This is a genomic window from Microbacterium sp. TPU 3598, assembly GCF_002356155.1.
In the GTDB taxonomy this organism is placed as follows: Bacteria; Actinomycetota; Actinomycetes; order Actinomycetales; family Microbacteriaceae; genus Microbacterium; species Microbacterium maritypicum_A.
In genome coordinates this window covers 273,034-298,573 of sequence record NZ_AP017975.1, presented here as the reverse complement: position 1 = coordinate 298,573, position 25,540 = coordinate 273,034, and the positions used below count along the sequence as shown (strand labels likewise).

Sequence of the window (25,540 nt, the reverse complement as noted above, 5' to 3'; positions counted from 1 at the left end):
CCCACCCATGCCCATCACACTCGAGAACGTCGGCATCGCCGTCCGCGATCTGGAAGCCACCATCTCCTTCTTCACCGACCTGGGCCTCACGGTGCTCGGCCGCGACGAGGTCAGCGGAGAGTGGGCGGCGACCGCGGTCGGACTCGACGGCAACCACGCCAAGATCGCGGTACTGCAGACTCCGGACGGACGCGGCCAGATCGAGCTGTTCGAGTACATCCACCCCGACGCGATCGAGACCGAACCGACCCTGCCGAACGAGATCGGCATGCACCGGATCGCCTTCTCGGTCGACGACATCGACGAGTCGCTCGCGATCGCCGCCCGCCACGGCTACCACCCGCTCCGCGGCGTCGCGAACTACCAGGACGTGTACAAGCTCACGTACCTCCGAGGCCCGAGCGGGATCCTGGTGATGTTCGCGCAGGACCTCACGAAGAACTGACCCGTCACCCGGGGATGACCGTCCCCTGATGAAAGCGCAGAACGGGCCCGGAATCGGACAGCTGCCAGATCGATGACCGCCGGCTCTCCCGCCCCTCGGCGATCAGACGATAGTTCACGAGGACGATGCCGGGGGACAGCTCGTTGAAGAGCCAATCCGCGGTCTCGGGCACGGCCCTGCTGTCCTCGTTCGAAAGCTCGACGACGGTTTCCGTCCGCAGCCATCGCCGCCCCGATGCCCCGATCTCCGCGAAATCGGGGGCGAGCAGGGCCTGTACCCGGTCTGCGTCGGTCCGTACCTCCGAGGAGAGGAGCGCGATTTCGGCAGCGACCACGACGGCATACCGGTCCGCGTCGTCATCCCACATGCGTAAACGGTACCGCCGCCCTCTCGGGGAGCCCGCCGAGAAGTAGGCTGAACGCATCATGCAAGAGTTCTTCCAGTGGGCGGGCAACTTCTGGTGGCTCATCTTCCCGATCATGGGAATGGCCGGCGGGGCGGCGAAGGCGTGGGAGCGGGGCTCCAAGCGCCGTCACGAGCGACGCCTCGAGACGCTCAAGGTCAAGGCGCAGCTGAAGACCGCCGAGATCGAGGCGCGCGCGCTGACCCGGCAGGCGAAACGCGGCCCCTCGGTCGTCGACACCACGGCATCCGTCGCGCCGAACGATCTGGTCGCACGCCTGTTCACCGAGCACGATGAGATCACCGCGCGCTGGCTCGACTACGAACTCGACGTCGCGAAGCTCATCGCCTTCCCCGCCATGAGCGACGGGCGCCAGCCTCTGACCGCCGCGTTCCTGCGCGCGAAGAAGACGGCGGATGCGTTGCGTCCCTCCTCTGCCGACGCCAAGGTGTCCGAGCAGCAGGTCACCGAGTACCTGCAGGCCGTCGGCGACTACGCGGTCGCGTTCGAGATCGCCGAGAAGGATGCCCGGCGTCTGCGCGACTCCACCTTCACCGAGCCGGAGCGCAAGAGACTCGAACGCGCACAGCAGCTCCTGAAGGTCGCGGTGGACGAATCGGCGACGCAGGCCGAGCGCAACGTCGCGTACAAGCGTGTGCGCGAAGAGCTCGATGGGCTCATCCTGCTCTCCGACGATGCGGTCACGGTACTCGAGAAGCAGGTGGCCCGGGAGCTGCCGGCTCCGGCGAGCACCTCCCCCGACGCATCGACCGATGCGGCCCCCGCCCCCGCGGCGGAGGCCCAGCCGTTGCCGATCACCGATCCCCTGCGCCCGGCACCACCGCGGACGCTGCCGCGCGAAGACGCATGACCCCGGAGAACATCACCGGACCCGTCGCGCACCATGCCGAAGGCCCCGTCTGGTGGCCGGGCTGGGGTGGACTGCGCTGGGTCGACGGGACCGCGGGCGACCTGCTCACGCTGCGCCCCGACGGCGTGACCCGCCAGCACATCGACGACGAGTACCTCGCCTTCGCCCGCCCCCGTTCCAGCGGAGGGCTCGTGGCCGTCGGCGCCCGCACGCTCTATCTCGCGGATGATGTCGACGGCGGAACCAGGGCCGTCGCCGCGCTGGGCGACGACCCCCGTGTGCGCATGAACGACGGGTGCTGCGACCCCCGCGGTCGCCTGCTGGCCGGATCGATGGCCTACGACGCGACAGCGGATGCCGGAACCGTCCTGCGTATCGACGCCTCCCTGTCGGTGACGACGGTGCTGCCGCAGACGACGGTGTCGAACGGCATCGGCTTCTCTCCCGACGGCAGGCGGGCCTACTACGTCGACACCCTGACCCATCGCGTCGACGTGTTCGATGTGGTCGAGGGGGAGCTGCGAGGACGCCGCGCCTTCGTGCGCTTCCCCGAGGGGCAGGGAATGCCGGACGGGCTCACCGTGGCATCCGACGGCAGCGTCTGGGTGGCCCTGTGGGACGGGAGCGCTGTGCACGGTTACGACGCGACCGGCGCCGTGATCGCGCGCATCGAGCTGCCGGTGCCGAAGGTGACCGCCTGCACGTTCGGTGACGACGACCTCGGCACGCTCTACATCACGACGTCGGCACAGGACCTCTCGCCCGACCACGGCACCGAGGCGGGTTCGCTCTTCGCCGTGCGACCGGGCGTGCACGGCATGCCCGTCACGCCGTTCGCCGGCTGAGACCCCGCAACACCGACGACCTCTGCCCGAGGCACGGTGCACTCAGCGAAAGGAACCGTGCCCCGGACACAGGCCGCCGGGTGGATGACGCAGGTCAGCGCAGGTGCACCCGCTCGGTGCGCTGGTGCTGGCGTCCCAGCCCCTCGATCTCGATGGTCATCTCATCGCCGTCCTGCAGGTACGGGAACCGGCCCGACAGCGCGACGCCCTGCGGGGTGCCGGTGTTGATCACGTCGCCGGGCTCGAGCACCAAGTAGTGGCTCAGCTCGTGCACGATCTGCAGCACGGAGAAGATCATGTCGGCAGTCGAGGAGTCCTGCCGCTGCTCGCCGTTCACGAAGGACCGCAGCCGCAGCGTCTGCGGATCGACCTCGTCGGCGGGGATGAGCGCCGGCCCGAGCGGGTTGAACGTCTCGGAACACTTGCCCTTCGACCACTGTCCGCCCGATACGTCGAGCTGGTAGGCACGCTCCGACACGTCGTTCGAGACCGTGTAGCCGGCGATGACATCGCGTGCGGCCTCCGGTGACGACAGGTAGCGCGCCGTCTTGCCGATCACGATCGCCAGCTCGACCTCCCAGTCGACCTTCTCGGCACCGGGTGGCAGCAGCACGACGTCGTTCGGCCCGACGACCGTGTTCGGGTGCTTGAAGAAGATCACCGGATGCCCGGGCGGCTCCGATCCGGACTCGGCCGCGTGGGCTGCGTAGTTCTGGCCGATGCAAACCACCGCGGTCGGGCGGGCGACCGGGGCGCCGATGCGCAGACCGTCGACATCGGCGGTGGGGAGCTCGCCGCGGCCGAGGGCTTCGCGCACGCGAGCGATGCCGTCGGCGGCGAGGAAGGCGCCGTCGATCTCAGTGGTGAGGGGCGCGAGGTCGTAGACGACGCCGCCCTCACGGACGTAGGGGCGTTCGTGGCCGGTGGGGCCGAGTCGCAGGAGTTCCACGTCGATCCTTCGGTCAGCGCGCGTCGGCGGAGGTCGGGTTGACGATCGGCACGGATTCCCCGGCCAGGTACCGGATGATGTTCTCGGCCGCGTGCACGGGAAGATCCGCCAGCGCCTCGGGCGAGTACCAGGCGGCGTGCGGAGTGAGCAGCACGCTGTCGAGCTCACGCAGCGGGGAGTCGGCGGCGAGCGGCTCCCCCGCGAACACGTCGAGGGCGGCGGCTCCCAGGTGTCCGGAGCGGAGTGAGGCGGCGAGCGCCTCCTCGTCGATGAGCGGACCCCGGCAGGTGTTCACCACGACCGCTCCCGGCTTCATGGTCGCGAGGGCAGCGGCATCGATCAGGTGGCGGGTGTCGTCGCTCAGCGGCACGTGGAGGGTGAGGATGTCGGCCCGCGCCACGGCATCCGGGATCTCGACGAGTTCACAGTCGGCCTCGCGCACCGCGTCGCCGGAGGCGTACGGGTCGGCGACGAGCACGCGGAACCCCAGCGCGCGGCAACCGCGGGCCACCATCGAGCCGATGCGGCCGAAGCCGAGCACCGAGACCGTGGTGGCCGAGGGGCGCACGGCGAGCGGGCGGGCGTCGACGGCCTTCCACGTGCCGGCGCGCACGGCGCGGTCGTAGGCGGGGAGGCCGCGGCCCTGGGTCATGATCATCGCGATGGTGTGCGCGGCGACCTCTTCGATGCAGTAGCTCGGGGTGTTCGCGACGGCGATGCCGCGGGCGGTGGCCGCCTCGACGTCGACCATGTCGTAGCCGATGCCGACGCGGCTGATGATGCGGAGGTTCGGCATGCGGTCCATCACCTCGCGGGTGATCTGCGCCCACTGCACGACCAGTCCCACGGCGTCGGAGCCGTGAGCGGCGATGTCGTCGAGGCTGCCGGAAGCTGCGCGCTCGGCACGCAGCCCCGCCTGTCGGAGGGTGTCTTCGATGACGGTTCCCGGCAGGTCGCAGTCGCTGACGAGGATGAATGGCGCGGTCATGGATGCGATGCTATAGCATCTAGCAAGCGGCTGCACCCCTCCAGGCGCGGGGCGCGGGGCTCGGGGCGCGAGGGCGCGGGGGCGCGGGGCGCGGGGCGCGGGGGCGCGGGGGCGCGGGGGCGCGTGCGAAAACCCAGACGAACTGCTCCGGCTCGGGCGCGCCTCGCTACAACACGCCGCAGGCGACGCGAGTGGTCTCCGTTTTCGCCTCGGCGCTCTGGGCACGCCTGCTCGACAGGCGCAAGATTTGCTATAGCATCGACCCCATGACTCGTCGCGCACTGATCACGGGGGCCAGTTCCGGTATCGGGACGGCCGCCGCCCTCGAACTCGCCCGCGAGGGTGCCGCCCTCTGGATCACGTATGCCGGACGCGAGGCGGAGGCCCTCCGCGTCGCCGACGAATGCCGTGCGGCTGGGGCGCCCGAGGTGCACGTGTCGCGCCTCGACCTGCGCGAGCGCGAGTCGATCGACGCGCTGGTCGGTGAGATCACGGACGCGTGGGGATCGCTCCACGTGCTCGTCAACAATGGCGGCGTCTGCCCGTACACCCCGTACGACGACATCGAGTTCGATGAGTGGGACATGGTCCTCGAGACCAACGCTCGCGGTACCTTCTTCCTGACTCGCGGCGCTCTCCCGCTGCTCCGGGCCGCCGAGGGCGACCGCTCGGTGATCAACATCGCCTCGATCGCTGGCCAGGTCGGCGCGCTGCAGACCGGCATCCACTACGCCGCGAGCAAGGGCGCGATCCTCGCGATCACCCGCAGCTTCGCGCGGCACCTCGCGTCCGAGGGCATCCGCGTCAACGCCGTCACCCCCGGACCGGTCGCGAGCGCGATCACCGACCAGCTGCAGGGCGCGGGGCGCGAGAAGCTCGAAGCCGGCATCCCGCTCGGCGCGTTCGGACAGCCGGAAGACGTCGCCTGGATCATCGCATCACTCGCGTCGGAGCGCGCCCGGTTCATCACCGGCGCCACCTACGACGTCAACGGAGGAGTTCGCATTGACTGACCGCACCGCACGCGACCGCACCGCACTCGACACCGTCCAGGCACAGCTCGACGCGTTCAACGCGCACGACCTGGACGCGTTCGTCGCGACCTATGCCGAGGATGCCGTGATCACCGGGGTCGCGCCCGAACCCGTGGTCGGATCGGCCGCCATCCGCGCGTTCTACGAGCCTCGGCTGCAGAACCCCGAGCTGTCGTGCGTCATCGAGACCAGCGTGCTGTTCGGCACCCGGTGGGTCGTCGCACAGGAGCAGGTCATCAACGCGGGCATCGCCACCGAGACCATCGCAACGTTCGACGTGGTCGAGGGGCTGATCGCCCGGGCGTCGATGCTCAAGGCTTGAGGCGCGGCAGCCTCCCGGGAGGAGAACTCGCCGTCGGGAGGAGATTCCACGCTGAAGGGTCCTCCCGACAGGGAGTTCTCCTCCCCACGCGGTGCGGCTCACTCGATTCGCCTACCCGGCCAGCGAGACCACGTCCATGCCGATGAGCCGAATCTTGTGCGGTTCGACCGCACTCATCTTCGGCACGTCTCGGAAGTGCGGTCGCTCGTCAGCTGCGAAGAAGGGGCGGAAGGGGCCGTTCAGCAGCAGCACGAGCAGGTGAGCGTGATACCAGCAGAGCGCCTGCCGAACTGATGCCTTCTGCGCCCAGGAATGCACGAGGAGCCACGCGACGAAGGCGAAGGGGAACATCACCCAGAGCGCGCACCCTCGCACGAGGATGAGCAGCAACATCCCGATGCCCTTGAGGAAGCGCATTCGAATCCTCCGTCAGCGAGTGCTGACGGCGCCGATCACGATCAGCGCAGTCCCGAAGACCGCGAACCCGCACGCGACGACCACCACTACCGCGCTCATCTTCGGGAGCCGACGCGCGATCTCCTCTTCGGAAAGCTGGTCTTCGCGGTAGACCTTGTCGAATCGCCCACGGACGAAGCGCAGCACCCGCGCGCGCGAGACGAGCAACACGGCACCGACGAGCACGACGGCAACACCGACGGCAAGGTTCGCAAGGGAAAAGGCACTCATCGTCGGCTACTCCCGCGCGAAGATTCCGACGAGAACGGCGACCACGCCGATGAGGGTGAGGCCCACGCCGCAGAAACCTATCCACCAGGGGCTCGACCGTTTCCCCACCTCGCGCCCCGCCGCGCCCCCGAACGCGCGATTCGTATCCGCGATGACCCGGAAGACCTTGGCTCGATGACGGACGAGCAACGGCCCGCATCCGACTGCGACCAGTCCGATTGCGATCGCGATGTAGTTCTCGAAGGTCATTTCTTCCTTGCGGGGAGGGGGTGCCGGATAGCGATCACACTACAGCCGGCGTCGAGAGCGAACCGTTGGCCTCCCGGGAGGAGAACTCGCCGTCGGGAGGAGACTCCCTGCTGAAGAGTCCTCCCGACAGGGAGTTCTCCTCCCCACGCGGTGCGGCTCACTCGTGCTCGGGCAGGATCGGGGACGACCAGCCCGGATCACGACCCAGCTGAGCCGCCCGCGACACCGAAGTCGAACCGTAGCGGTCGCGCAGGGTGTCGAGCACGGTGTCGAGGCGGGCTTCATCGCCCCAGTCGATCGGCAGTTCGGGCTGCACGCGATCGGCGCGGTCGAGCTGCGACAGCGAGATGCCGATCAAGGTGATGCCGCGGTCGGTGATCTCGCTCTGCGCCGCGGCGAGCAGCGTGCGTGCGAGGGTGAGCAGGACGGCGGTGCGGTCGGTCGGCGCGCGGAGTGAGCGGGAGCGGGTGGCCTTCGAGAAGTCGCCGAAGCGCAGACGCAGCACGACGGTGCGGCAGACACGGTCGCCATCGCGGAGTCGGCGACCGAGCCGGTCGACGATCTGGGTGAGGATGAGGTCGAGTTCCTCGGGCGAGCGAGGACGGGTGCCGAGAGCACGCTGCGAGCCGATCGACCCGCGGCGCCGGGTGGTGTCGACCGGCCGCGGATCCCGCAGACGAGCGAGCGCGTGCACGTGCGCCCCCGTGGCCTTGCCCAGCATGCGCTCGGCTGTCGCGGCCTCGAGCTCGGCCAGCTCTCCGACGGTGCGGATGCCGTAGCGGTGCAGCTTCTCGGCCGTGACCACCCCCACACCCCACAGCCGCTCCACGGGAAGGGGAAGCAGGAACTCCTCCTCGCGTTCGGGCTCGACGACCAGCAGCCCGTCGGGCTTGCTCACGGCACTGGCGACCTTGGCGAGGAACTTGGTGCGCGCGACCCCGACCGAGATCGCGAGTCCCGCCTCGTCACGCACGCGTTCGCGCAGCCGTGCCGCGATCTGCTCGGGGCTGCCGGCGATACGTCGCAGACCCCCGACCTCGAGGAACGCCTCGTCGATCGACAGCCCCTCCACGAGCGGGGTGGTGTCGCGGAAGATCGCGAACACGTTCTTGCTGGCGGCCGAGTACGCCTCCATGCGCGGCGGGACGACCACGGCATCGGGGCAGAGCTCCCGCGCCTGTCGGCCACCCATCGCGGTGCGGACGCCGCGGGCCTTCGCCTCGTAGCTCGCCGCCAGCACGACTCCGCCGCCCACGATGACGGGTCGGCCGCGCAGTTCGGGCGCATCACGCTGCTCGACAGAGGCGTAGAACGCATCGAGGTCGGCGTGCAGCACCGTCGCTTCCCCGCGCATCCCGTTCTCCTGTCGACGTGCGGATCGTCGCACGAACCGGGGACACCGGGATGGGTGGCGACTTCGCCCTCTCGCCCGGGAGGTTGCGGTGTCGGTGCTCACGGATATCGTCGGCGCGTGCCGGAACCGGTGATGCAGTGGTGGGCGCGACGGCAGTTCTCCCGCGGTCGCGCTGTCCCGTATGAGGTGGGCACCTACCGTGCCGGGTGGGCGGCATATCCGGAGCTGATCCGGCAGTACCACCCCGAGCTGAACCACGGCATCGCGCTGTCGCAGATCCCGCTCGCGGCCGACGTGCTCCTGTGCTGGGAGTGCGCGGTCGGGCACCGGTTCGCGGCGACCCCGACCGAGCAGCGCGAGCGTCCTGGACAGGTCCGGCGCCGCTCCGCATGGTGCCCCGAGTGCTCTGCGCTCGCCCGTCCGCAGCCGGTCGTGCTCGGCGAAGCCCGCGCCCTCCCCCGTAAACCCCGTCGCCCAGCCCCCGCGCTCTGCACGAAGACGCCCGACCTTCCCGCAGGCTCCGCGTTCGTCAGCGAGTGCGCCCCGAAGCCCGCATCCGCGACCGAGGGCCGCCTGCGAACGGAGCTCGGGGCGGTAATCGCCTTCGACCCGTCCGTGAACGCCGTGAAAGTGTCGCGCCCGTTCTTCCGCCACACCGAGGTCTGGCCCGACATCGTGTTTCCGGAGCTGCGGGTCGCACTCGAATACGACACCGTCGGTCGCCACGGACTCGAGCACGTCGGCAAGCGGCAAGATGCCGATCTGCGCAAAGACCGCGCCCTCCGTGCCGCGGGCTGGGAGGTCATCCGCATCCGCACCGGGAAGCTCGAACCCCTCGGTCCGCACGACCTGGCGCTGTCGTCGGTGAGCGCGAAGAGCATCGCCCGGATCATCGACGAGCTGCGGGCCATCCGCGGGGCGCTGTTCGTGGACGCGTACCTGCGGTGACGAGCGCCACCCTCGCGTCAGGGGCACACCCCGACGGGAGGAAGACTCGGTGTCGGGAGGAGAATCCTGCGCAGATCTTCCGCCCGAGACAGAGTTCTCCGCCCGTGCCGAGCACCGGAGATGCCTGCTCGCGTGCCCCTGCACCTATCGAGGTGCCTCAGGCGTCGAAGCGCTCCCGCAACCCCGGGTCGAGCGCGATATCCCCGAAGGATGCCGTCCACGCCCCGTCGACCGCGATGGACTGACCCGACAGGTACGGAGCCTCATCCGACAGCAGGAACGCCGTGATGGACGCCACCTCTTCGGCGCGGGCGATGCGCCCCATCGGCGGCCCCTCCGCGAGCGCACGCTCTTCGGCCTCGGGGTCGGCCGCGCGCGCGATCTGGGCTTCGAGGTGCGGGGTGCGCACGCCACCAGGAGCGACGGTGTTGGCGCGGATACCGAGGGCCCCGTACGACACGGCCACGCTGCGGGTGAGGGCGTCGATGCCGCCCTTGGTGAACTCGTAGGCCGCGTGGTCTGTGAAGGACGCGCGGCCGTGGATCGAGCCGATGTTCACGATCGCGCCCGGTACACCCTGGTCGACGAAGGCCGAGACCGCGGTCGAGCAGCCCCAGATGTAGCCGAAGCCGTTGATGTCGAGCACCTCGCGCACGGTGTCTTCATCGAGCTCGTGCAGCGGTGTGCGCTTGGTGATGCCGGCGTTGTTCACCCAGCCGGCGAGGGGCGCTCGGGCGCGGGCGGCAGCGGCGGCACGCTCGTGCGCCACGCGATCGGCGGCGTCGCCGAGCACGACCTCGGCCACGATGCCGTCTTCGACCGTGCCGGATCCCGGAGAGCGCTCGAGCCCGACCACGATCCACCCGTCGGCGGTGAGACGTTCGGCGATGGCGCGACCGATGCCCTTTCCGCTGCCGGTCACGACCACGCTGCGCTGCACGGCGTTGCGGTCCACAGAGCTGCGGTCCACAGAGCTGCGGGGGGCGTCTGTCATCTCAGTCCCTCTCGAATCGGAAGACGGTGGGGTCGAGCACGAAGCCGAGGCCCGCCGCGCCCGTCGGCCGCACCCTGCCGTCGAACGACGGACCGCCGAGGATGAACGATGGCGCGGGATCGTACGGGTTGACTCCCCGGGCGAACGTCTCCACACCGATGCCCAGGTGCGCGGTGATCTCAGGATAGACATGCCCCGACACGGGCACACCGCGCGAGGCTGCCCAATCGATCATCTCGCGGGCAGGGGTCACGCCGCCGATCGCGACGACGTCGAGTCGCAGCACGTCGACACCGCCGACATCGACCAGCGCCTTCAGCACAGCGGGGTCGGTGACCTCGTCGCCCACGGAGACCGGGAGTCCCGACTCCCGGCGGATGCGCGCGACCCCCTCGGCGTCTTCGGGGAGCAGGGGGTCTTCCAGCCACGCGAGATGCGGGTCGCCCCACCGCGCGATCTCGGCCAGCGCGGTGTCGGCATCCGGCCAGCCGAAGCCCACGTCCACGACCAGACCGGTCGCATCGGGAAGCTCGGCGTTCAGCAGGGCGAGCAGTTCACGCATATATGCCGGATCCGGAATGCGGGAGATCTTCACGTTCGTCCAGCCCTCCGCCTGCGCGAGAACCTCATCGGCCACCTCGCGGGGAGTCCGCTCGGCAGACGGGTACGCGGCGACGAGCATCGACTCCCGCGGGGCGTCACCCGTGCCGAGCAGCGTCCACAGCGGCACACCCGCACGCCGCGCCGCGATGTCCCACAGCGCGATGTCGACCAGGCCGATCGCGCGCCGCACCAACCCCACCCGTCCGACGATCGCGCTGCCGCGCAGCATCCGCTCCCAGGTCGCCGCGGGGTCGTCGACATCCGCACCCACCGCGTGCGCCGCGACGAGGCGATCGACGATCTCGGCCATCGGCGCCTCCCGCGAGAGGCAATAGGCCACCCCGGTCGTGCCGTCGTCAGCCGTCGCCTGCACGGCGCTGTACTCGCGGCGGGTCACCGTCATCGCCCCCAGGTGCAACGGTGCAAGGAGCGGCAGCACGGCCGTGGCCGTGTCGATGCGGGCGATCGCGCTCATTCGGGCTTCTTCGCCAGCGGCACGCCGTAGTCGACCATGAAGCCGCCGTCGACGTAGAGGGTCTGTCCGTTCATGTAGCGCGACTCGTCGGAGACGAGGAAGCTGACCGCGGCGGCGATCTCGCTCGCCTCGGCCAGGCGCTTCGCGGGGATGCGCGACAGGATCGTGTCGAGGCTGAGGGTGCCCGCCTCGACGCCCTGACGGAAGACGCCGGTGTCGACGTAGCCGGGCGCGACCGCGTTGACCCGCACGCCGCGCGACGCCCACTCGGCACCCGCGGTCGAGGTCAGTCCGATCACCGCGGCCTTGGTCGTGGCATAGGGCGCACGACCGGCCGAGCCGCGCGACGAGATGGAGGAGATGTTGACGATGCGCCCATCGCCCCGCTCCAGCATCCGCTTCCCTGCCGCCTGCAGCGCCGAGAACACCCCGTGCAGGTTGACGTCGACCACGGCCGACCATTCGTCCCAACTGAGGTCTTCGATGCCGCGATGGCGCTGGATGCCGGCGTTGTTGACGAGCACCTCGATCGGCCCGAGCTCGGCTTCGATCTCTCCGAACACACGGTCGACGCCGGCATGATCGGTGACATCGAGCTCGCGCCACAGGATGCCGGCGGGGTTGTCGTCGGCGGTGAGGCCCGGCACCCGGTCGGCGGCGACGACGAGGTAGCCGTCTGCGGCGAGGCGCTGGCCGATCTCCCATCCGATCCCGGCGGATCCTCCGGTGACGACGGCGACGGAGCCGGCAGGGGTGGGGGCGGTCATTGCTCTCCTCAGAAAGATCAAGATTTGCTATAGCAAGTGTATCGGGAGCATCGTCAGCGGTCGAGCAGATCGCCCACGACGGCGACGGCATGCTTTTCGAGCAGGTCGAGTGCGCCCGGCGCCAGTGGCGTCTGCCACGCCTGATACGCCCCGCGGTCGTAGGCATCGCGCGTCGGCAGGTACACGAACCCCGGGCCGTTCGTGAGGTTCATCACCACGATCGGCGTCGCGGGGAACCGCGCGCGCAGCGTGGTCTGCAGTCGCGAGTACGCCTCACCCGGATGCCCCACGATCACGGCATCGCCGAGCCTCCAGGCCCAGACAGGGTGCTGCACGGTCGGACCGTCGATGTATCCGTCACGCAGATTGCGCGCGCGACCGAGACGCTCCTCCCGCGAGCGCGGGTCGATATCCTTCCACTCCTCGGCGAGCGCGTCGAGCGTCGGCAGGTCGCGCAGCGGAAGCTCGACGCTCGTGACCGAACCCGCCGCATCCTCCCCGCCTTCCGCCGTCCGGCCCGTCCAGATCGCGAGCGGTGCACCGGACTCGACGATGCCGTCGAGCGTCAGCTCTTCTCCGGGAACGGGAAGCGCGTCCAACGCCGCGAGCACCGCGTGCCCGAGCGAACGTCCGTGTCGATCGGCGACCGCGACGTCGCCGGTGTACTGCTCGCGCGGAGCCAACTCTCCCGATGCCCCCTGCACGAACAGGCAGGGCGCCCCCGTGGCCGACTCGATGACCTCGCGCATCGCCCCGACGTAGTCCGGCGACACCTCACGGCTCTGCCAGGCGAGCGTGGTCGGGTGGCACGCGTAGTTCACGAGCGTGCCTCGCACCGCGCCGTCGACACTGAGGCGCCCGATCGTGACGGTGTCGTCGGCCGTGCCCTGCGGGTTGTACCCCACGAGAGGGCGGCCGTCGACGTCGAGCTCACGGTCGGCGGCCAGGGAGCAGGTGCCGGTCGTCCACTCGATCAGCCCGGGGACCGCACCGTCGAGCGCCTCGCGCCCGGCGGCGACCCCTGCGGCAGCGAGCGCCTCGAGATACCCCGGGATCAGCTCTCCCCCGGCAGATGCGCATCCGCGGCACAGAGCACGGCGCCCGCGTGGGTGTGCGAGAGCGAGAGCATCAGCTGATCGGGGTCGAGCCCGAGAGCGTCGAGGATCGTTCCGCGCACACCCTGCTCATCCGCGACGCGACGCCACCAGGTACCGTCCACCGCAAGCAGCACGCGCGGGCGGTCGTCGGCGGCGATCACGGCGAGCGCGGTCAGCTCGAACGGACGATGCGCCCCCTCGGATCGCTCCCAGTCGGCGGGTCCCCAGTTCTTGGCACGGATGCCGACCGGCGGCGTGATGTCGCGTCGGGCGATACCGATGCGCGCCCGCGTGCGGGGGATGCGGATGCGGGCGCCGAGACGTGTGGCCGGTGCCGTGTCGTTCAAACCTGGTCCTCCATGTTCTCCATGATGCCGCCGCTCAGGCGATCGTCAGCACGTCGGCGATCAGCACACGTGCTCCAGCCTCGGGAAGAGTCACCTCGACGCCGCGCTCGACGCCGTCGCTGTAGAGCAGCGTGGAGGGTGCGGCGAAGCCATCGGCCAGCCGCATCCGTCCTCCCACGAACTGACTCCCGGTGATGCGAGCGTGGTTGACCCCCACGCCGATGTCGAGGTGGGCAGCACCCTTGGGCACGGTCGATGTCACGCCACCCACCCGCCAGGTCACGACGCCCCCACCGGCGGCCCTGCTCAGCAGAGCGCCGTCGGTGCGCTCGGTCGACAGCTCGACCCCCTCGACAGCGATGGCCTGGTCCCGCACCGCGGTCACGGTGAGCTGCACATCGCGCACCGTGCCGCCCCGGATGGTCACCCTCGACGCACCGAGCTCTGCCGGGGCACCTGTTGCCGGACCGCTCAGCCGGCAGTCGACGAACTCGACGGCTCCGGCGCCTCGTGCCTTCATCCCGTCGATTCCGGTGATCGTGCATCGCACGAAGCTGACGGGCACCGAGACCGGCGTCTGGATCAGCACCTGATCCTTCGGGAGGGCGAAGGTGCAGTCCTCGATCACCGTCGGCCGCGATGATCGCGCCGATCGCTGGCCGATCGCCAGCAGCCCGGCGGTGCAGCCGCGCAGCTGAGCCCCGTCGGCATTGATCGTCATGGTCGCCTGCGGATCGAACGTCGATCGTCCGATCACCCGGACGTTCTCGAGCGTCAGGTCGCTGATCTTCGTGCCGGCGACGAACCACGAGCAGACGTGGTCGCGCACCGTGATGCGCTTCGCGGCGGTGCCCCATTGCGCCCCGGAGTTGGCGATATCCATCAGCCCCGAGTTGCCGATGAAGGTGAGATCGTGCTCGTACTGCCCGTGCGTGGTGAAGGGGTTCCCGCCCTGATCGTCGCCGTCTCCGTGGCAGTTCTCGACGATGCAGTAGGCGCTGGCCGTCAGATCGTTCAGGTGCCGCGCGTTCGACGACGTGCAGTCGCTCACGCGACCGTACAGGCTGTAGATCTGCTGCGTCAGGTAGCCCGCACCGCCGTAGAAGACCGTGGGCGGGTTCTCGACCGAGCAGCGTTCGGTCGTGAAGTGGGTGTTCCATCTGCGCATGATGACGGGCCACCAGGTGCGGCTGGCGTGCACGTCGGCGACATCGCAGTGGATCGCGTACTCGAAGGCGATCGGGTGCGATCCGGTGAGCTCGCGAGAGTCCGGGAAGGAGCCGTCCGTCGGCCCGTCGAAGGGCCCGGCCCCGAGGAACCGCATGTTCGAGATGCGCACCCCCGCGACCGGATCCACCTGCCGCCAGACGAGCTTTCGCCCCTTGTCGAGCGGCCAGCCGTTGAGGTAATCGATCCGGATGTGGGTGCCGTCGATCTGCTGCGTCACCTGCACGAATCTCTGAAGCTCACGCTCGTCGGCTCCACCTCCGGCGACCGGATCGCACTGCACCGCCCACCAGGTGTCGACGGCGAACTTCGACGCATCGGGCACGGCGACCGCATCCGTCAGCTCCGGCCAGGCTTCCGCCAGGGCGTGCTCGACGGTGACGTCGCGGGACACCCCGGTGAAGAACATCACCGCACCGAACGGGTTGTCGTGTGTGTTCGCCTCGATACCCTCCGTCGTGATCACATGACCGCCGAAGTCGATCTCGAGGTGGGAACGGGTGAAGCGGTGTCGCCGCTGGAAGAGCAGATCGGTGCTCGCCTCGATCCGCCGGACGCGGAGGTCGTTCACCAGGGCGTCGAGCGCGTCATCGGCCGCCGTCTCGGGCCCGGTGATGCCGAAGACCCGGAAGTCGACCGTGCCGTCATGCTGCAGCAGCCACGTGGTGCCGCGCTTTCCGGCAATCACCGTGCCGCCGTTTGCCGCGACGTCGGCCCCGCCGCAGCCTACGTAGACGAGCAGCCCGGCGTCGCCGGGGGTCCGGTAGCCGGCGACGATGGCCACCTCGCCGTCGCGTGCCCGCAACCGGGACAGGTCGGAGACCGTCTCCGCGCGGAGGATGTCCTTCGCACCGGCCGCGACGGGAGCGGCCTGAGCGGCCGTCGCACCGGCGAGAGAGCCGGCAGCGCCGAGGGCGACCGCACCGAGTCCGGTCATGACGGCGCGGCGACCCGCCGATCGCACACTCGCATCCAGTTCGGCGCGGGACATCACCGCACCCCGGACGTGGCGTCCGCTTTCAACTGCACCTCGGCCGGAACCGTGAAGTCCGCCCGTCGACTCAGCACGAACGCGATGCTCGCGCCGAGCAGGGTGAGCCCGGCGATGAGGAGCAGACCCCAGATCGCCGATCCGGTGGTCTCGCTGATCCAGCCGATCGCATACGGACCGGCGAAACCGGCCAGGTTGCCGACCGAGTTGATGAAGGCCAGCCCGGCAGCAGCCGCCGTGCCCGTGAGCACCATGGGCGGCAGGCTCCAGAACAGCGGTGTCGTCGAGAACAGGGCCGACATGCCGACGCACAGGGCGGCGAGCGCGAGGATCGGCGTGCCCTGGGCCGCGACCGCCGCGATGAGCGAGAGCGCGGTGATCGTGAGCGTGATGCCGATCTGCAGGGGGATGTTGCCCTGCTTCCTGGCTGCGCGCTCCCAGGGGAGCATCACGAGCGCGGCGCACAGGTTCGGCAGGGCGACGAGCCATCCGGTGGTGGAGTTGGAGAAGTCGCCCATGCTCTTCACGATCGTCGGCAGCCACATGCCCAGCCCGTACGCGCCGAACACGACGCCGAAGAAGAGCACGATCAGGGTCCACAGACGCCCGTTGCTGAACACCTCGCGCAGGCGCAGCCGCCCGTGCTTCTGCTCGGTGGCCGCGGTCTCGGCGGCCAGGGTGTCGTTGATCCACCGCTGCTCGGTCGGGTCCAGCCAGCGGGCGTCCTGCGGGCGGTCGGGCAGCCAGAAGAAGACGACGAAGGCGAGGATCACCGCGGGGATGCCCTGCAGCAGGAAGACCAGCTGCCAGCCGTCGAGGCCCCACATCCCGTGCAGTTCGAGCATCCAGCCCGACAGCGGCGCCGCGACCGCGTTCGCGATCGGGTTCGACAAGACGAACACCGCGAGCACCTGCGTGCGGTACTGCCGCGGGAACCAGAGCGTGAGGTACAGGAGCACTCCGGGGAAGAAGCCGGCTTCGGCGATGCCCAGCACGAAGCGTGCGATGGCGAACTGGGTCGCATCCTGCACGAAGGCCGTCAGCGCGGCGACCAGGCCCCAGGAGACCATGATGCGCGCGATCCACTTGCGCGCACCGAAGCGCTCGAGAAGCAGGTTGCTGGGCACTTCGAACAGCAGGTACCCGATGAAGAAGATGCCGGCGGCGAATCCGAAGGCCGCTTCGGTGATCTGCAGCGCCGCCGTCATCTCCAGCTTGGCGAAGCCCGCGTTGTTGCGGTCCATGTAGGCGACGAGATACAGCAGCCCGAGGAACGGGCCGAGGCGCCAGATCGCCTTCTTCATGGCGGAGGCCCCGACCTCCTCTGACGTGCGCGTATCGGGGGCGATTCCGTTCCCGGACATGACAACTCCTTCGTCATCGATGGACTGGCTTGCTATAGCATCTAGCAAAACCCTCGCCGTGTCCACTCATCCGGAAAATGCCATAGCATCGAGCGAACGAATGCGCGCCCGCTCGACGAGACGGAACCGCGGATCGAGAAGGGCACCGAATGCGCAGCGTCTCGGATCAGAACATCGCCGAACAGGTCGCAGACGAGCTGCGCGCGGCCATCCATTCCGGAGAACTCGCCCCCGGTGAGCGCCTCGTCGAACGCAAGCTCGCCGACCGGCTGGGCGTCAGCCACATCCCGGTACGCGAGGCACTGACCCGTCTCGCCGAGGAGCGCCTCATCACCCGGGAGCCCCGCCGCGGCGCCCGCGTCGCCCAGCTGAGCGCACAAGACCTCCAGGAGATCTCGAGCCTGCGGATCGTGCTCGAGCAGTTCATGGCGATCCGCGTGCAGGAGCGGTGGAGCGAGGAATCCGCCGCCCGGCTCGGTGCCATCATCCAGGCGATGGCGGATGCGGCACCCGGCGACATCGACGAGGTGCTGCGCCAGGACCGCTTGTTCCACGAGACGCTCGCCGACCTCGCCGAGCACCGCTTCCTCGACGAGTTGAGCGGCCAGCTGCGCGGACGCATCACCGGTTTCCTGCATGCCGCCAACGCCGCTCTCGACCCTGCCGAGCAGGAAGAGCATGTGCGCAGCCACCAACAGATCGTCGATGCCATCGCGAGCGGTGACCCGGAGCAGGCGCAGGCCGTGATCGCCGCGCACGTGACCAGGGCGGTCGAGCGCATCACCCCGTCGACCGACGCGGACACCCCGTGACCGCGCGCACGATCGTCCTCACCGGAGCCTCCGACGGGATCGGCGCGGCAGCCGCCCGCCAGCTCGCGTCGTCCCCGCATCGGCTCATCCTGGTGGGACGCTCGGAGGAGAAGACCCGTGCGGTCGCCGCGGAGACGGGCGCTGCGTGGTTCACCGCCGACTTCGCACGCCTCGACGACGTGCGGGCGCTCGCCACGAAGATCGTGGAGGGCGTCGGCGACGGCGGCATCCACGTGCTGGCGAACAACGCCGGTGGCATCTTCGGCGATCAGACCCCCACGGTCGACGGCTTCGAGAAGACCATGCAGGTCAACCACCTGGCGCCGTTCCTGCTCACGAACCTGTTGCGGCCTCAGCTGTTGAAGGCCGAGGGCGCAGTCATCAACACCTCCAGCATCGCGCACCGCCTGTTCGGCCACCTCGATGTGGACGACCTCGACAATCACCGCCGCTTCAGCGCGAACAAGGCCTACGGCGATGCGAAGCTCGCGAACGTGCTGTTCGCCAAGAGCCTGCACACGAAGTTCCACGCCGACGGGCTGAGTGCGGTCGCGTTCCACCCCGGCACCGTGCAGACGAACTTCGCTTCGGACTCGTCGAGCATCATGCGCCTGCTCTACCGCACACCGCTCAAGCACCTCATGCTCGTCGGCGCCGACAAGGGTGGCGCGACCCTGCGCTGGTTCATCGAGGGCACCCCTGATGAGACATGGTTCTCCGGCGCCTACTACGACGAGCGTCAGCTGACCGCGAAGGTCAATCCGCAGGTGGATGACGCGGCCCTGGCCGAGGCGCTCTGGCAGCGCAGCGCCGAGCTCGTCGGCATCTCCTCCACCTAGTCCCGCATCCTCCCGCCACCTCGCTCCGGCACCTCTCCCGCCGCCTCCCCCGCAGGTGAGATTCGCCCTTCTCGCGCCCGGTCCACCGAATCGCCCATATACTTGCCACGGAAAGTAAGTCAGTGCTCGTGGAAAGGATGCGCCGTGGACCTGCATCGACTCTTCGATGATGTGATCCGCTTCGAGATGGAGATCTGGGAGGCGGTCGACCGACGTCTCCGCGCCGAGCATTCCCTGCCGCTGAGCTGGTTCGAGCCCATGCGGGCCATCGACCGGATCGAGAACTGCCGGGCTTCCGACATCGCGACCGAGCTCTCGATCACCGAGGGCGGCACCAGCAAGCTGGTCGCTCGCATCGAAGCAGCGGGCTATTGCGAGCGCACACCGAACCCCGACGACCGGCGGGCCTCGTTCATCACGCTCACGCCGGCGGGCGAGGACATGTTGACGATCGCGACCCAGACCTTCGGCAGAGAACTGGAGCCGTGGTTCCAGAGCGTCTCCGCCGACGACCTTCAGCACTTCGCCACCACTCTCGCCACCCTTCGGGTGCGCAAGCCCATACCGACGACAGGAGTCACCCCATGACCGAGATGATGCGCGCGATCGTGCTCGACGCACCCGGCCCCGTTGAGGCCCTCACCATCCGCGAGCTGCCGATCCCGACACCGAGTGAGGGCTGGGTGCTGATCCAGGTGAAGGCGTTCGGCTTGAACCGCTCCGAACTCCACACCCGACTCGGCCTGGCGGAGGGCGTCACCTTTCCCCGCGTGCTCGGCATCGAGGCGACCGGAGTCGTCGTCGAGGCGCCCGGGGGCGAATTCACCCCCGGCCAGCAGGTCGTGGCGGTGATGGGCGGGATGGGACGCGCGTACGACGGCGGATACGCGGAGTACACCTGCGTTCCCACGACCCAGGTGATCGCTTTCGAGAGCGACCTCGACTGGGGCACCCTCGGCGCCCTGCCCGAGATGCTGCAGACCTCGTACGGATCGCTCACCGTGGGGCTCGACGCTCAGCCGGGCCAGTCGATCCTGATCCGCGGCGGCACCTCGTCGATCGGGATGGCGACCGCGGTGCTCGCGAAGCAGCGCGGGATGACGGTCTTCTCGACCACACGCAACCCCCGCAAGGCCGAGGCGCTCACCCGCATCGGCGTCGACCACGTGCTCATCGACGACGGCGACGTGCAGGCGCAGGTCAGAGCGATCCTGCCCGAGGGCGTCGACACGGCTCTCGAGCTGGTCGGCACGCCGACCCTGCCGGACACCCTCCGCTCGACGCGCGTGCACGGCGTGGTCTGCTTCACCGGGATGCTCTCGAACGAGTGGACCGTGAAGGACTTCTACCCCATCGAGTACATCCCCCGCGGCGTGCGCCTCAGCGCGTACGGCGGAGGCGCGGCCGACCTGCCGCCGGCTGTGCTCCAGGGCTTCCTCGATGCGGTCGCGGCCGGCGAGGCCACCGTGCCGATCGACCGGGTCTATGCCTTCGACCAGATCGCCGAGGCGCACACCGCGATGGAACAGGGCACCGCCGTCGGCAAGCTGGTCGTCGTCACCGGCCTCTGACCCCACACCCCCACGCCTCACACACCCCACACCCCGCCGAGTGCACGGGTGCTCGCCGAGTGCACGGCTTCTTCACGTCGAGAAGCCGTGCACTCGGCAGCCTCCCGTGCGCTCGGCGGCATCCGCTGCACTCGCGCCAGGAAGCGCGCCCGGCTCAGACCCTCAGGTTCGCCGTGTCGACGACGCGCGGGCCCTCGGCGGAGAAGGCCGTGCGCGTGACGCCCGACTCGACGTTACCGGTGTGCACCAACGTGGACGAGCCGCCGAACGCGGCGTCCGCCAGCTCCAGCGCCCCGCCCTCGAAGCGGTTGCCGACCGCGCGGTAGTGAGTCGCGCCCTTCGTGACCGCGACGTGCGTCGCCGCCCCCTCCGCGCGGAAGGTGCTGTCGGAGAGCGTCAGATGCAGCTCGCCGTCGCCGGTCCGGGAGACGCCGGTGCCGCCCTTGACCGCCACGTCCGATCCCGCGATCTCCACGGCCTGCCGCTCTCCTCTGGCCGCGGCGATACGGGCGTTGCGGAGTGTCGATCCCTCGAACCGCAGACGCTCCGACGACGAGGCGATCGGCGCGGCATCGTCAGCCGCCGTGAGCGTCGATCCCCGGAACGTGACCGCTCCGGCTCCCGCGATCTTCATGCCGCCGACCCGGTCGAGCACCGTGTCGACGAACGTAACGGGTGTCTTCACCGTGGCGTTGGTGAGTTCTCCCGGCGCGACGAACGTGAAGTGCGAGTCGGCGATCACCGTCGGCCGTGCGGAATTGTCGGACGCCTGCGTGATCACGAGGGTGTCGGATGCCGTGCACCCGCGCAGCTGCGCGCCGTCGGCGTTGATCCACAGCATGCCGGAGCCGGCGAGCGAGGGCTTGCCGATCACCTGCACGTCTTCGAGCGTGAGGTCGGTGATGCGCACACGGGCGACGAACCACGAGCACACGTGCTTGCGCACCGTGATGCGCTTGGCCGCCGAGCCCCAGGCCGCACCGGAGTTCGCGAACGTCATGAGACCGGAATTGCCGGTGTACGTGAGGTCATGCTCGTACTGCCCGTGGGTGACGAACGGACCCTGGTCGTCACCGTCGCCGTGGCAGTTCTCGACCAGGCAGTAGGCGCTCGCGGTGAAGTCGTTCAGGTGCCGGGCGTTCGCGGTGTGGCAGTTGGCGACGTATCCGTAGAGGCAGTAGATCTGCTGCGTCAGGTAGCCGGCCCCACCCCAGGTGACCGAGGTCGGGTTGTTGAGCGTGCAGCTCACGGTCGAATAGTAGGTGTTCCACCGGCGCTGGATGAGCGGCCAGAAGGTCCCCGTGCCGTCGATGTGGTCGACGTCGCAGCGCACCGCGTACTCGAACGCCAGCGGGTGCGATCCCGTGTACTCGTCGGTACCGGTGCCGAGGAACTTCAGGTTCGACACCGTCACGTCCTGCACCGGCACGACCCGGCGCCAGGTCATCGTGCGGTCCTTGCCCAGCGGCCAGCCGTTCTTGTAGTTGATGCGGATGTGCGTGCCGTCCACGATCTGCGTGACCTGCACCATGCGCTGCAGCTCGCGCTCCCAACGACCCGACAGCGCGTTCACCTCTGCCGCGTACCACTCGCCGACAGCGAAGAACGACGAATCGGCGACCGGGAAGACGTCGCCGAGATCCGGCACCACCTCGCCGAGCTTCGCCTCCTGCACCGCATCGGTCACCTCGCCGCGGAAGAACATGACCGCCGCGAACGGATCGTCTTTGCCGGCGTTCTCGATGCCGACCGTGGTCATGAGGTGTCCCCCGAAGTCGAAGGCGATGTTCGACCGTGAGAACCTGTGGCGGCGCACGAAGTTGAGGGGGCTGTGCCCCTCGATGCGGTGGATGCTCGCGTCGTTCACCATGGCGTCGAGGGCGTCGTCGGCGTTCACGCTCGCATCCATGATCCCGAACATCCGGAAGTCCACGATCCCGCCGTGCACGAGCAGCCACGCTCCGCCCTTCGGGGCCGCCAGCACGGTGCCGCCGTTCGCCGCCGGAGCGTCCTTCTTCACGAAGCGGTACAGCCCGGCACCCCCGTCGCCGGCTGCGGCGTAACCGGTCGTGCGCACCAGATCACCGTCCTTGCCCTTGCGCTTCACGAGCGTGGTCGCCGTGCCGCCGTTCGCCACCGACGACGATCCCGAATCGCCCTGCGTCACGATGGGGCCGGCAGCCTGCGCCGGAGTCTGCGCGCTGACGGCCGCCACGCCTCCGATCGCCGCCGCGCCGAAGCCGGCGAGCAGCATGCGCCTGCTGCGCAGGGTCGCGGTCGGGCTCTCGAGAGCGGCCGTCTCCTTCTGGGTCGTGCTCATCTTCTGGGTCATGCTCATCCTCCTTGCGGCGTCATCGCCGCGGTCAGGCGTCCGGTCCTTCGGCCGGGCCGCATCATCCGATCGATCCCCCGTCCCCAGCGCTTTTCCGAGCGAGGCGCTCAGAAGTAGTCGCCCGCCGTGAAATGGCGGATGCCGTCGAGCCGCGGCGCACGCCGCAGCGCACGGATCATCCCGGTGCGGTCGTCCTGCCGCACGGCCTCGGGGGCAAAGGCGCGAAGTGCGCGATCCTCCTCCGGCAGGGCGGGAACGGCGAGCTCGCACGATGTCACCCCGGCGGAGTGCCAGTCGACGGCGATGGCGGAGAGCAGCTCATCGCGCACCTCGTCGCCGTCCATTCCCGGGAGCACAGCGCTCTCCAGGAGCGTGCCGATCCCGCCGCGACGCTCGGCGACCGCGTAGCCGAGCACCGTCGACCCCTCGGTCCGGCAGTACAGCGTCGCATCCCGCATCCGCACCTCCGCCATCGCCCTGTCGCGGTCACCACGCACCGGGGCGAGCACGACCCTGCCCGCACGTGAGCACTCGTAGACCTCGCACAGCGGGCGGAAGCTCCCGAGTCCGACGGTCGCGCGCTCGACTCGCGCATCGGTCCCGGCCGACACCGGTGCCGTCCAGGAGCCGGCCAGAGTGCGCGCCATGGAGAAGGTGTCGAAGCCGCTGGACCGATACACCTCCGGGGTGCCGGTGAACAGCAATGCCCAGTCGGCGTCGCCGCCCGTCTGCAGGGTCGCCGCCACGAGTCGACGGGCGAGGCCCTGTCCTCGCGCCCGCTCGGCCACCGCGACGCTGCCGATCGCGTGCACCTCGGCGACGCCATCGGACTCGCGCAGCTGCTTGGGCAGACCGTATATCGAACCGCACAGGCCGTCATCGTCCTCGGCGACGAGTGTGTGCGCGAGCCGCTCCTGATCGATGAGCCACTGGTCGGGGGCGAGCGGCGGCGTGAACGCCTGCGCCCACAGCGCGGTGAGCGCGGTCTGATCCTCGGCCCGAGCCGCACGGATGATCGGTGCACTCATGCGTCGCTCCGGGCGATCTCGGCCGCGCGGATCGTGTTCGCCACGACCACCCGCGACTCGCCCCAGGGAGCCACGGTCGCCCCGCGCTGTGCCGCATCGAGCAACGCGTGGATCAGGTCACGGAACCCCAGCGTCTCGTTCGGCCCCTCACCCTGATCGCCCACCGCGTCCTGATCGCCGTCCACGTCGAGCGAGACCGAACGGATACCGGCGGCCGTCACCACCTCCGCTCCGTACGCATCCGCGCCCGGCGTCCCCGTGACGAGCACCTGCACCGGCACTTCGCGCTCCGCGCCGGGAACCCGCAGCAGACCCTCGATGCCCGCAGCATCCTCCGACGCGCTCGTCGATCCGGGGCGCGTGCGCGTCCAGCCGGACCCCGAGACGAGAGCCGCCCCGGGCAGCAGCACATCGACCATCTCCCAGGCGTGCACCCCGACCGTCACGGCCGTACCGCCACCGCGCCGCGGGTCGTCCTGCCACGCCCGGTCCGGCAGTTGGAAGGCGGCATTGTCGTGCTGTGCGTGCACGCGGAGCGCGAGCACATCCTCGCCCCCGATCTGCCCGGCCAGCGCGACGAGCGCCGGAGCGAAGCGCAGGACGGAGCTCGTGCCGACGGGGGCCGACGATGCCGTCAGCACGCGGTCGATCTCGGCGAATCGAGCCCCGGTGGGGGCGATCACCTTGTTCACGAACACCGGAGCGTCTCGGCTGCCGAGCAGGTGCAGAAAGCCCCGGACATCGTGCGGGCGCGGTGTCGCGATGACCAGGTCGGGACGCACCGCCGTCAGCAGATCGAGCGAGGCCACCGCCGCGCCACCGAAGCGCAGGGCGAACTCCTCGGCCGCCCCCGCATCCGCATCGTGCACCCCGACGACTTCGGCACCGAGCGCGCGAACGTTCGCGGCGTCGCTGTAGGGGTGCGAGTGCGCGAGTCCGGCGAAGGCCACACGCAGCGGGGTGCCGGTCATGCCATCGACGACAGCTGGCCGCGGGAGACGGCGTGCGCGAGGGGACGCCCCGCGGCGAAGGCCTCGACCTCGTCGGCGACGATCCGCCCCTGACGCCGTCGTCCCTGGGTCGTCCCGGCGGCTCGGTGCGGGGTGACCAGCACTCCGGGAAGCGCGCGGAACGGGCTGTCCGCGGCGAGCGGCTCCTCGTCGAACACGTCGATCGCGGCGCTCAGCCGTCCCCGCTGCAGCTCGTCGATCAGCGCCGCCTCATCGACGATCCAGGAGCGCGCGGTGTTCACGAGCCCCGCGCCGTGGGGCATCAGCGCGAGTTCCCGCCGACCGATCAGGTGGTGGGTCTCGGGCAGGGTGGGGGCGTGCACCGCGACGATCTGGGCACGCTGGAGTGCCTCGTCGAGCGGGACGAGTGCGGCTCCGAGAGCGGTGGCCGCCTCCGCATCGATGGTCGGGTCGACCAGCAGCGGCTCGGCGCCGAGCACCCGGATCAGTTCGAGGTAGGCCCGCCCGGTGCGGGACGCCCCGATCACCGCGATGGGGGTGCCGAGGATCTCGCGCTGCACGCCCACGGCATCCGCGTCGTACCAGCCGTCGCCGGCGCGCAGGGCGTTGTGCATCTCGGGCACCCGGTGCAGCAGGGCGAGCGTGAAGGTGAGCGACACCTCGGCGACCGGCCGCGCCATGCCCGCACCCGCCTGGGTCACGACGACACCGCGGTCGAACAGCTCATCGGTCGCGAAGGGCTTGATCGTCGCACCGGTGTGCGCGATCAGCTCGAGGTTCGGCAGCGCCGCGAGCACGGCCGCGTCGAAGGGGCCGACGCCCCAGCTCGTGATCACGACGCGTGCGGCGCCGAGCTCTGCCTCTGCGAGTCGATCGACCCGTGCGAACCCGCCGCCCAGACCCGCGGCGACCGCACGCAGGCGTTCGGCATCCGCGTGGGAGAAGAACTCCGTGAAGAGCTCCTCCGAGACGACCGCGACCACGGTCGGCGCACTCATGCCCACGCTCATCTCGACACTCAACGCAA

Annotated in this window: 28 protein-coding genes; 10 read left to right on the top strand and 18 right to left on the bottom strand. The window is 69.8% G+C overall.

Translation table 11 applies throughout. The features are described from left to right. The first annotated feature begins 7 nt into the window (after positions 1 to 7). Positions 8 to 445, top strand: coding sequence for a VOC family protein (locus MST3598_RS01325; protein WP_029259406.1), 438 nt, complete (start codon positions 8 to 10; stop codon positions 443 to 445). 4 nt (positions 446 to 449) lie between these two features. Here the strand turns inward: MST3598_RS01325 and MST3598_RS01320 are convergent, their stop codons facing one another. Beyond that, positions 450 to 872 carry a nuclear transport factor 2 family protein gene (locus MST3598_RS01320; protein WP_051667876.1) on the bottom strand — a complete coding sequence of 141 codons (423 nt, stop codon included), beginning with the start codon at positions 870 to 872 and terminating at the stop codon, positions 450 to 452. On the opposite strand from MST3598_RS01320, the gene MST3598_RS01315 reads away from it, so the two are divergent. Then, complete coding sequence (locus MST3598_RS01315; protein ID WP_029259405.1) at positions 871 to 1,719, top strand: hypothetical protein; 849 nt, start codon at positions 871 to 873, stop codon at positions 1,717 to 1,719. The genes MST3598_RS01320 and MST3598_RS01315 overlap by 2 nt on opposite strands. Next, on the top strand, positions 1,716 to 2,564 hold the full coding sequence (locus MST3598_RS01310) for an SMP-30/gluconolactonase/LRE family protein (protein WP_029259404.1): 849 nt from the start codon (positions 1,716 to 1,718) through the stop codon (positions 2,562 to 2,564). Before MST3598_RS01315 ends, MST3598_RS01310 begins: the two co-directional genes overlap by 4 nt. 94 nt (positions 2,565 to 2,658) lie before the next feature. Here the strand turns inward: MST3598_RS01310 and MST3598_RS01305 are convergent, their stop codons facing one another. Continuing rightward, positions 2,659 to 3,513, bottom strand: coding sequence for a fumarylacetoacetate hydrolase family protein (locus tag MST3598_RS01305; protein WP_029259403.1), 855 nt, complete (start codon positions 3,511 to 3,513; stop codon positions 2,659 to 2,661). Between the two features lie 13 nt (positions 3,514 to 3,526). Further along, complete coding sequence (locus tag MST3598_RS01300) at positions 3,527 to 4,501, bottom strand: C-terminal binding protein (RefSeq protein ID WP_029259402.1); 975 nt, start codon at positions 4,499 to 4,501, stop codon at positions 3,527 to 3,529. Between the two features lie 266 nt (positions 4,502 to 4,767). Between MST3598_RS01300 and MST3598_RS01295 the strand changes: the two genes are divergently transcribed. After that, positions 4,768 to 5,514, top strand: coding sequence for an SDR family NAD(P)-dependent oxidoreductase (locus MST3598_RS01295; RefSeq protein ID WP_021200239.1), 747 nt, complete (start codon positions 4,768 to 4,770; stop codon positions 5,512 to 5,514). Beyond that, positions 5,507 to 5,857, top strand: coding sequence for a nuclear transport factor 2 family protein (locus MST3598_RS01290; RefSeq protein WP_029258200.1), 351 nt, complete (start codon positions 5,507 to 5,509; stop codon positions 5,855 to 5,857). The genes MST3598_RS01295 and MST3598_RS01290 overlap by 8 nt, the downstream gene beginning before the upstream one ends. A 111-nt stretch (positions 5,858 to 5,968) precedes the next feature. Here the strand turns inward: MST3598_RS01290 and MST3598_RS01285 are convergent, their stop codons facing one another. The 4 genes from MST3598_RS01285 to dinB all read right to left on the bottom strand — a co-directional run bounded on the left by MST3598_RS01285 (position 5,969) and on the right by dinB (position 8,147). Then, positions 5,969 to 6,274, bottom strand: coding sequence for a hypothetical protein (locus MST3598_RS01285; protein ID WP_029258227.1), 306 nt, complete (start codon positions 6,272 to 6,274; stop codon positions 5,969 to 5,971). Between the two features lie 12 nt (positions 6,275 to 6,286). Then, positions 6,287 to 6,544 (bottom strand): hypothetical protein, encoded by a 258-nt coding sequence (locus tag MST3598_RS01280; RefSeq protein ID WP_029258228.1) that lies wholly within the window; start codon positions 6,542 to 6,544, stop codon positions 6,287 to 6,289. Positions 6,545 to 6,550: 6 nt separating this feature from the next. Then, positions 6,551 to 6,793 carry a hypothetical protein gene (locus MST3598_RS01275; protein ID WP_029258229.1) on the bottom strand — a complete coding sequence of 81 codons (243 nt, stop codon included), beginning with the start codon at positions 6,791 to 6,793 and terminating at the stop codon, positions 6,551 to 6,553. Between the two features lie 157 nt (positions 6,794 to 6,950). Continuing rightward, entirely contained in the window at positions 6,951 to 8,147 is a 1,197-nt protein-coding gene (dinB, locus tag MST3598_RS01270) for a DNA polymerase IV (protein ID WP_029258884.1), read from the bottom strand. Positions 8,148 to 8,279: 132 nt separating this feature from the next. On the opposite strand from dinB, the gene MST3598_RS01265 reads away from it, so the two are divergent. Next, positions 8,280 to 9,095, top strand: coding sequence for a zinc-ribbon domain-containing protein (locus tag MST3598_RS01265; protein WP_051670979.1), 816 nt, complete (start codon positions 8,280 to 8,282; stop codon positions 9,093 to 9,095). 157 nt (positions 9,096 to 9,252) lie between these two features. Here MST3598_RS01265 and MST3598_RS01260 read toward each other — a convergent pair whose 3' ends face one another. From MST3598_RS01260 to MST3598_RS01230, 7 genes are all read right to left on the bottom strand, one after another. Next, positions 9,253 to 10,089, bottom strand: coding sequence for an SDR family NAD(P)-dependent oxidoreductase (locus tag MST3598_RS01260; protein WP_029258882.1), 837 nt, complete (start codon positions 10,087 to 10,089; stop codon positions 9,253 to 9,255). A 1-nt stretch (position 10,090) separates the two neighbouring features. Next, complete coding sequence (locus MST3598_RS01255; RefSeq protein WP_029258881.1) at positions 10,091 to 11,167, bottom strand: enolase C-terminal domain-like protein; 1,077 nt, start codon at positions 11,165 to 11,167, stop codon at positions 10,091 to 10,093. Then, positions 11,164 to 11,934, bottom strand: a complete 771-nt coding sequence (locus MST3598_RS01250; RefSeq protein WP_029258880.1) for an SDR family NAD(P)-dependent oxidoreductase — start codon at positions 11,932 to 11,934, stop codon at positions 11,164 to 11,166. Before MST3598_RS01250 ends, MST3598_RS01255 begins: the two co-directional genes overlap by 4 nt. 53 nt (positions 11,935 to 11,987) lie before the next feature. Continuing rightward, positions 11,988 to 12,839 carry a hypothetical protein gene (locus MST3598_RS01245; protein ID WP_096359359.1) on the bottom strand — a complete coding sequence of 284 codons (852 nt, stop codon included), beginning with the start codon at positions 12,837 to 12,839 and terminating at the stop codon, positions 11,988 to 11,990. Between the two features lie 149 nt (positions 12,840 to 12,988). Beyond that, positions 12,989 to 13,378, bottom strand: a complete 390-nt coding sequence (locus tag MST3598_RS01240; protein WP_096359357.1) for a hypothetical protein — start codon at positions 13,376 to 13,378, stop codon at positions 12,989 to 12,991. A 34-nt stretch (positions 13,379 to 13,412) separates the two neighbouring features. After that, positions 13,413 to 15,596 (bottom strand): hypothetical protein, encoded by a 2,184-nt coding sequence (locus tag MST3598_RS01235; protein WP_029258878.1) that lies wholly within the window; start codon positions 15,594 to 15,596, stop codon positions 13,413 to 13,415. Then, complete coding sequence (locus MST3598_RS01230) at positions 15,596 to 16,960, bottom strand: MFS transporter (protein ID WP_021200230.1); 1,365 nt, start codon at positions 16,958 to 16,960, stop codon at positions 15,596 to 15,598. The genes MST3598_RS01235 and MST3598_RS01230 overlap by 1 nt, the downstream gene beginning before the upstream one ends. 149 nt (positions 16,961 to 17,109) lie before the next feature. Here MST3598_RS01230 and MST3598_RS01225 point away from each other — a divergent pair, with 149 nt between their 5' ends. The 4 genes from MST3598_RS01225 (at position 17,110) to MST3598_RS01210 (ending at position 20,182) form a co-directional block, all read left to right on the top strand. Beyond that, a complete protein-coding gene (locus MST3598_RS01225; RefSeq protein ID WP_029258877.1) occupies positions 17,110 to 17,772 on the top strand; it encodes a GntR family transcriptional regulator in 663 nt (220 codons plus the stop codon). Next, a complete protein-coding gene (locus MST3598_RS01220; protein WP_029258876.1) occupies positions 17,769 to 18,611 on the top strand; it encodes an SDR family NAD(P)-dependent oxidoreductase in 843 nt (280 codons plus the stop codon). The genes MST3598_RS01225 and MST3598_RS01220 overlap by 4 nt, the downstream gene beginning before the upstream one ends. Positions 18,612 to 18,755: 144 nt before the next feature. Continuing rightward, positions 18,756 to 19,199 (top strand): MarR family winged helix-turn-helix transcriptional regulator, encoded by a 444-nt coding sequence (locus MST3598_RS01215; protein WP_029258875.1) that lies wholly within the window; start codon positions 18,756 to 18,758, stop codon positions 19,197 to 19,199. Next, positions 19,196 to 20,182, top strand: a complete 987-nt coding sequence (locus MST3598_RS01210) for a zinc-binding alcohol dehydrogenase family protein (protein ID WP_172889118.1) — start codon at positions 19,196 to 19,198, stop codon at positions 20,180 to 20,182. Before MST3598_RS01215 ends, MST3598_RS01210 begins: the two co-directional genes overlap by 4 nt. 154 nt (positions 20,183 to 20,336) lie before the next feature. Here MST3598_RS01210 and MST3598_RS01205 read toward each other — a convergent pair whose 3' ends face one another. The 4 genes from MST3598_RS01205 to MST3598_RS01190 all read right to left on the bottom strand — a co-directional run bounded on the left by MST3598_RS01205 (position 20,337) and on the right by MST3598_RS01190 (position 25,511). After that, positions 20,337 to 22,514 (bottom strand): hypothetical protein, encoded by a 2,178-nt coding sequence (locus tag MST3598_RS01205; protein ID WP_029258873.1) that lies wholly within the window; start codon positions 22,512 to 22,514, stop codon positions 20,337 to 20,339. Positions 22,515 to 22,621: 107 nt separating this feature from the next. Beyond that, entirely contained in the window at positions 22,622 to 23,542 is a 921-nt protein-coding gene (locus MST3598_RS01200; protein ID WP_096359355.1) for a GNAT family N-acetyltransferase, read from the bottom strand. After that, positions 23,539 to 24,513, bottom strand: a complete 975-nt coding sequence (locus MST3598_RS01195; protein ID WP_096359353.1) for a hypothetical protein — start codon at positions 24,511 to 24,513, stop codon at positions 23,539 to 23,541. Before MST3598_RS01195 ends, MST3598_RS01200 begins: the two co-directional genes overlap by 4 nt. After that, positions 24,510 to 25,511: a hydroxyacid dehydrogenase gene (locus tag MST3598_RS01190; RefSeq protein WP_231494430.1), complete on the bottom strand. Its 1,002-nt coding sequence runs from the start codon at positions 25,509 to 25,511 to the stop codon at positions 24,510 to 24,512. Before MST3598_RS01190 ends, MST3598_RS01195 begins: the two co-directional genes overlap by 4 nt. Between the last annotated feature and the right edge of the window lie 29 nt (positions 25,512 to 25,540).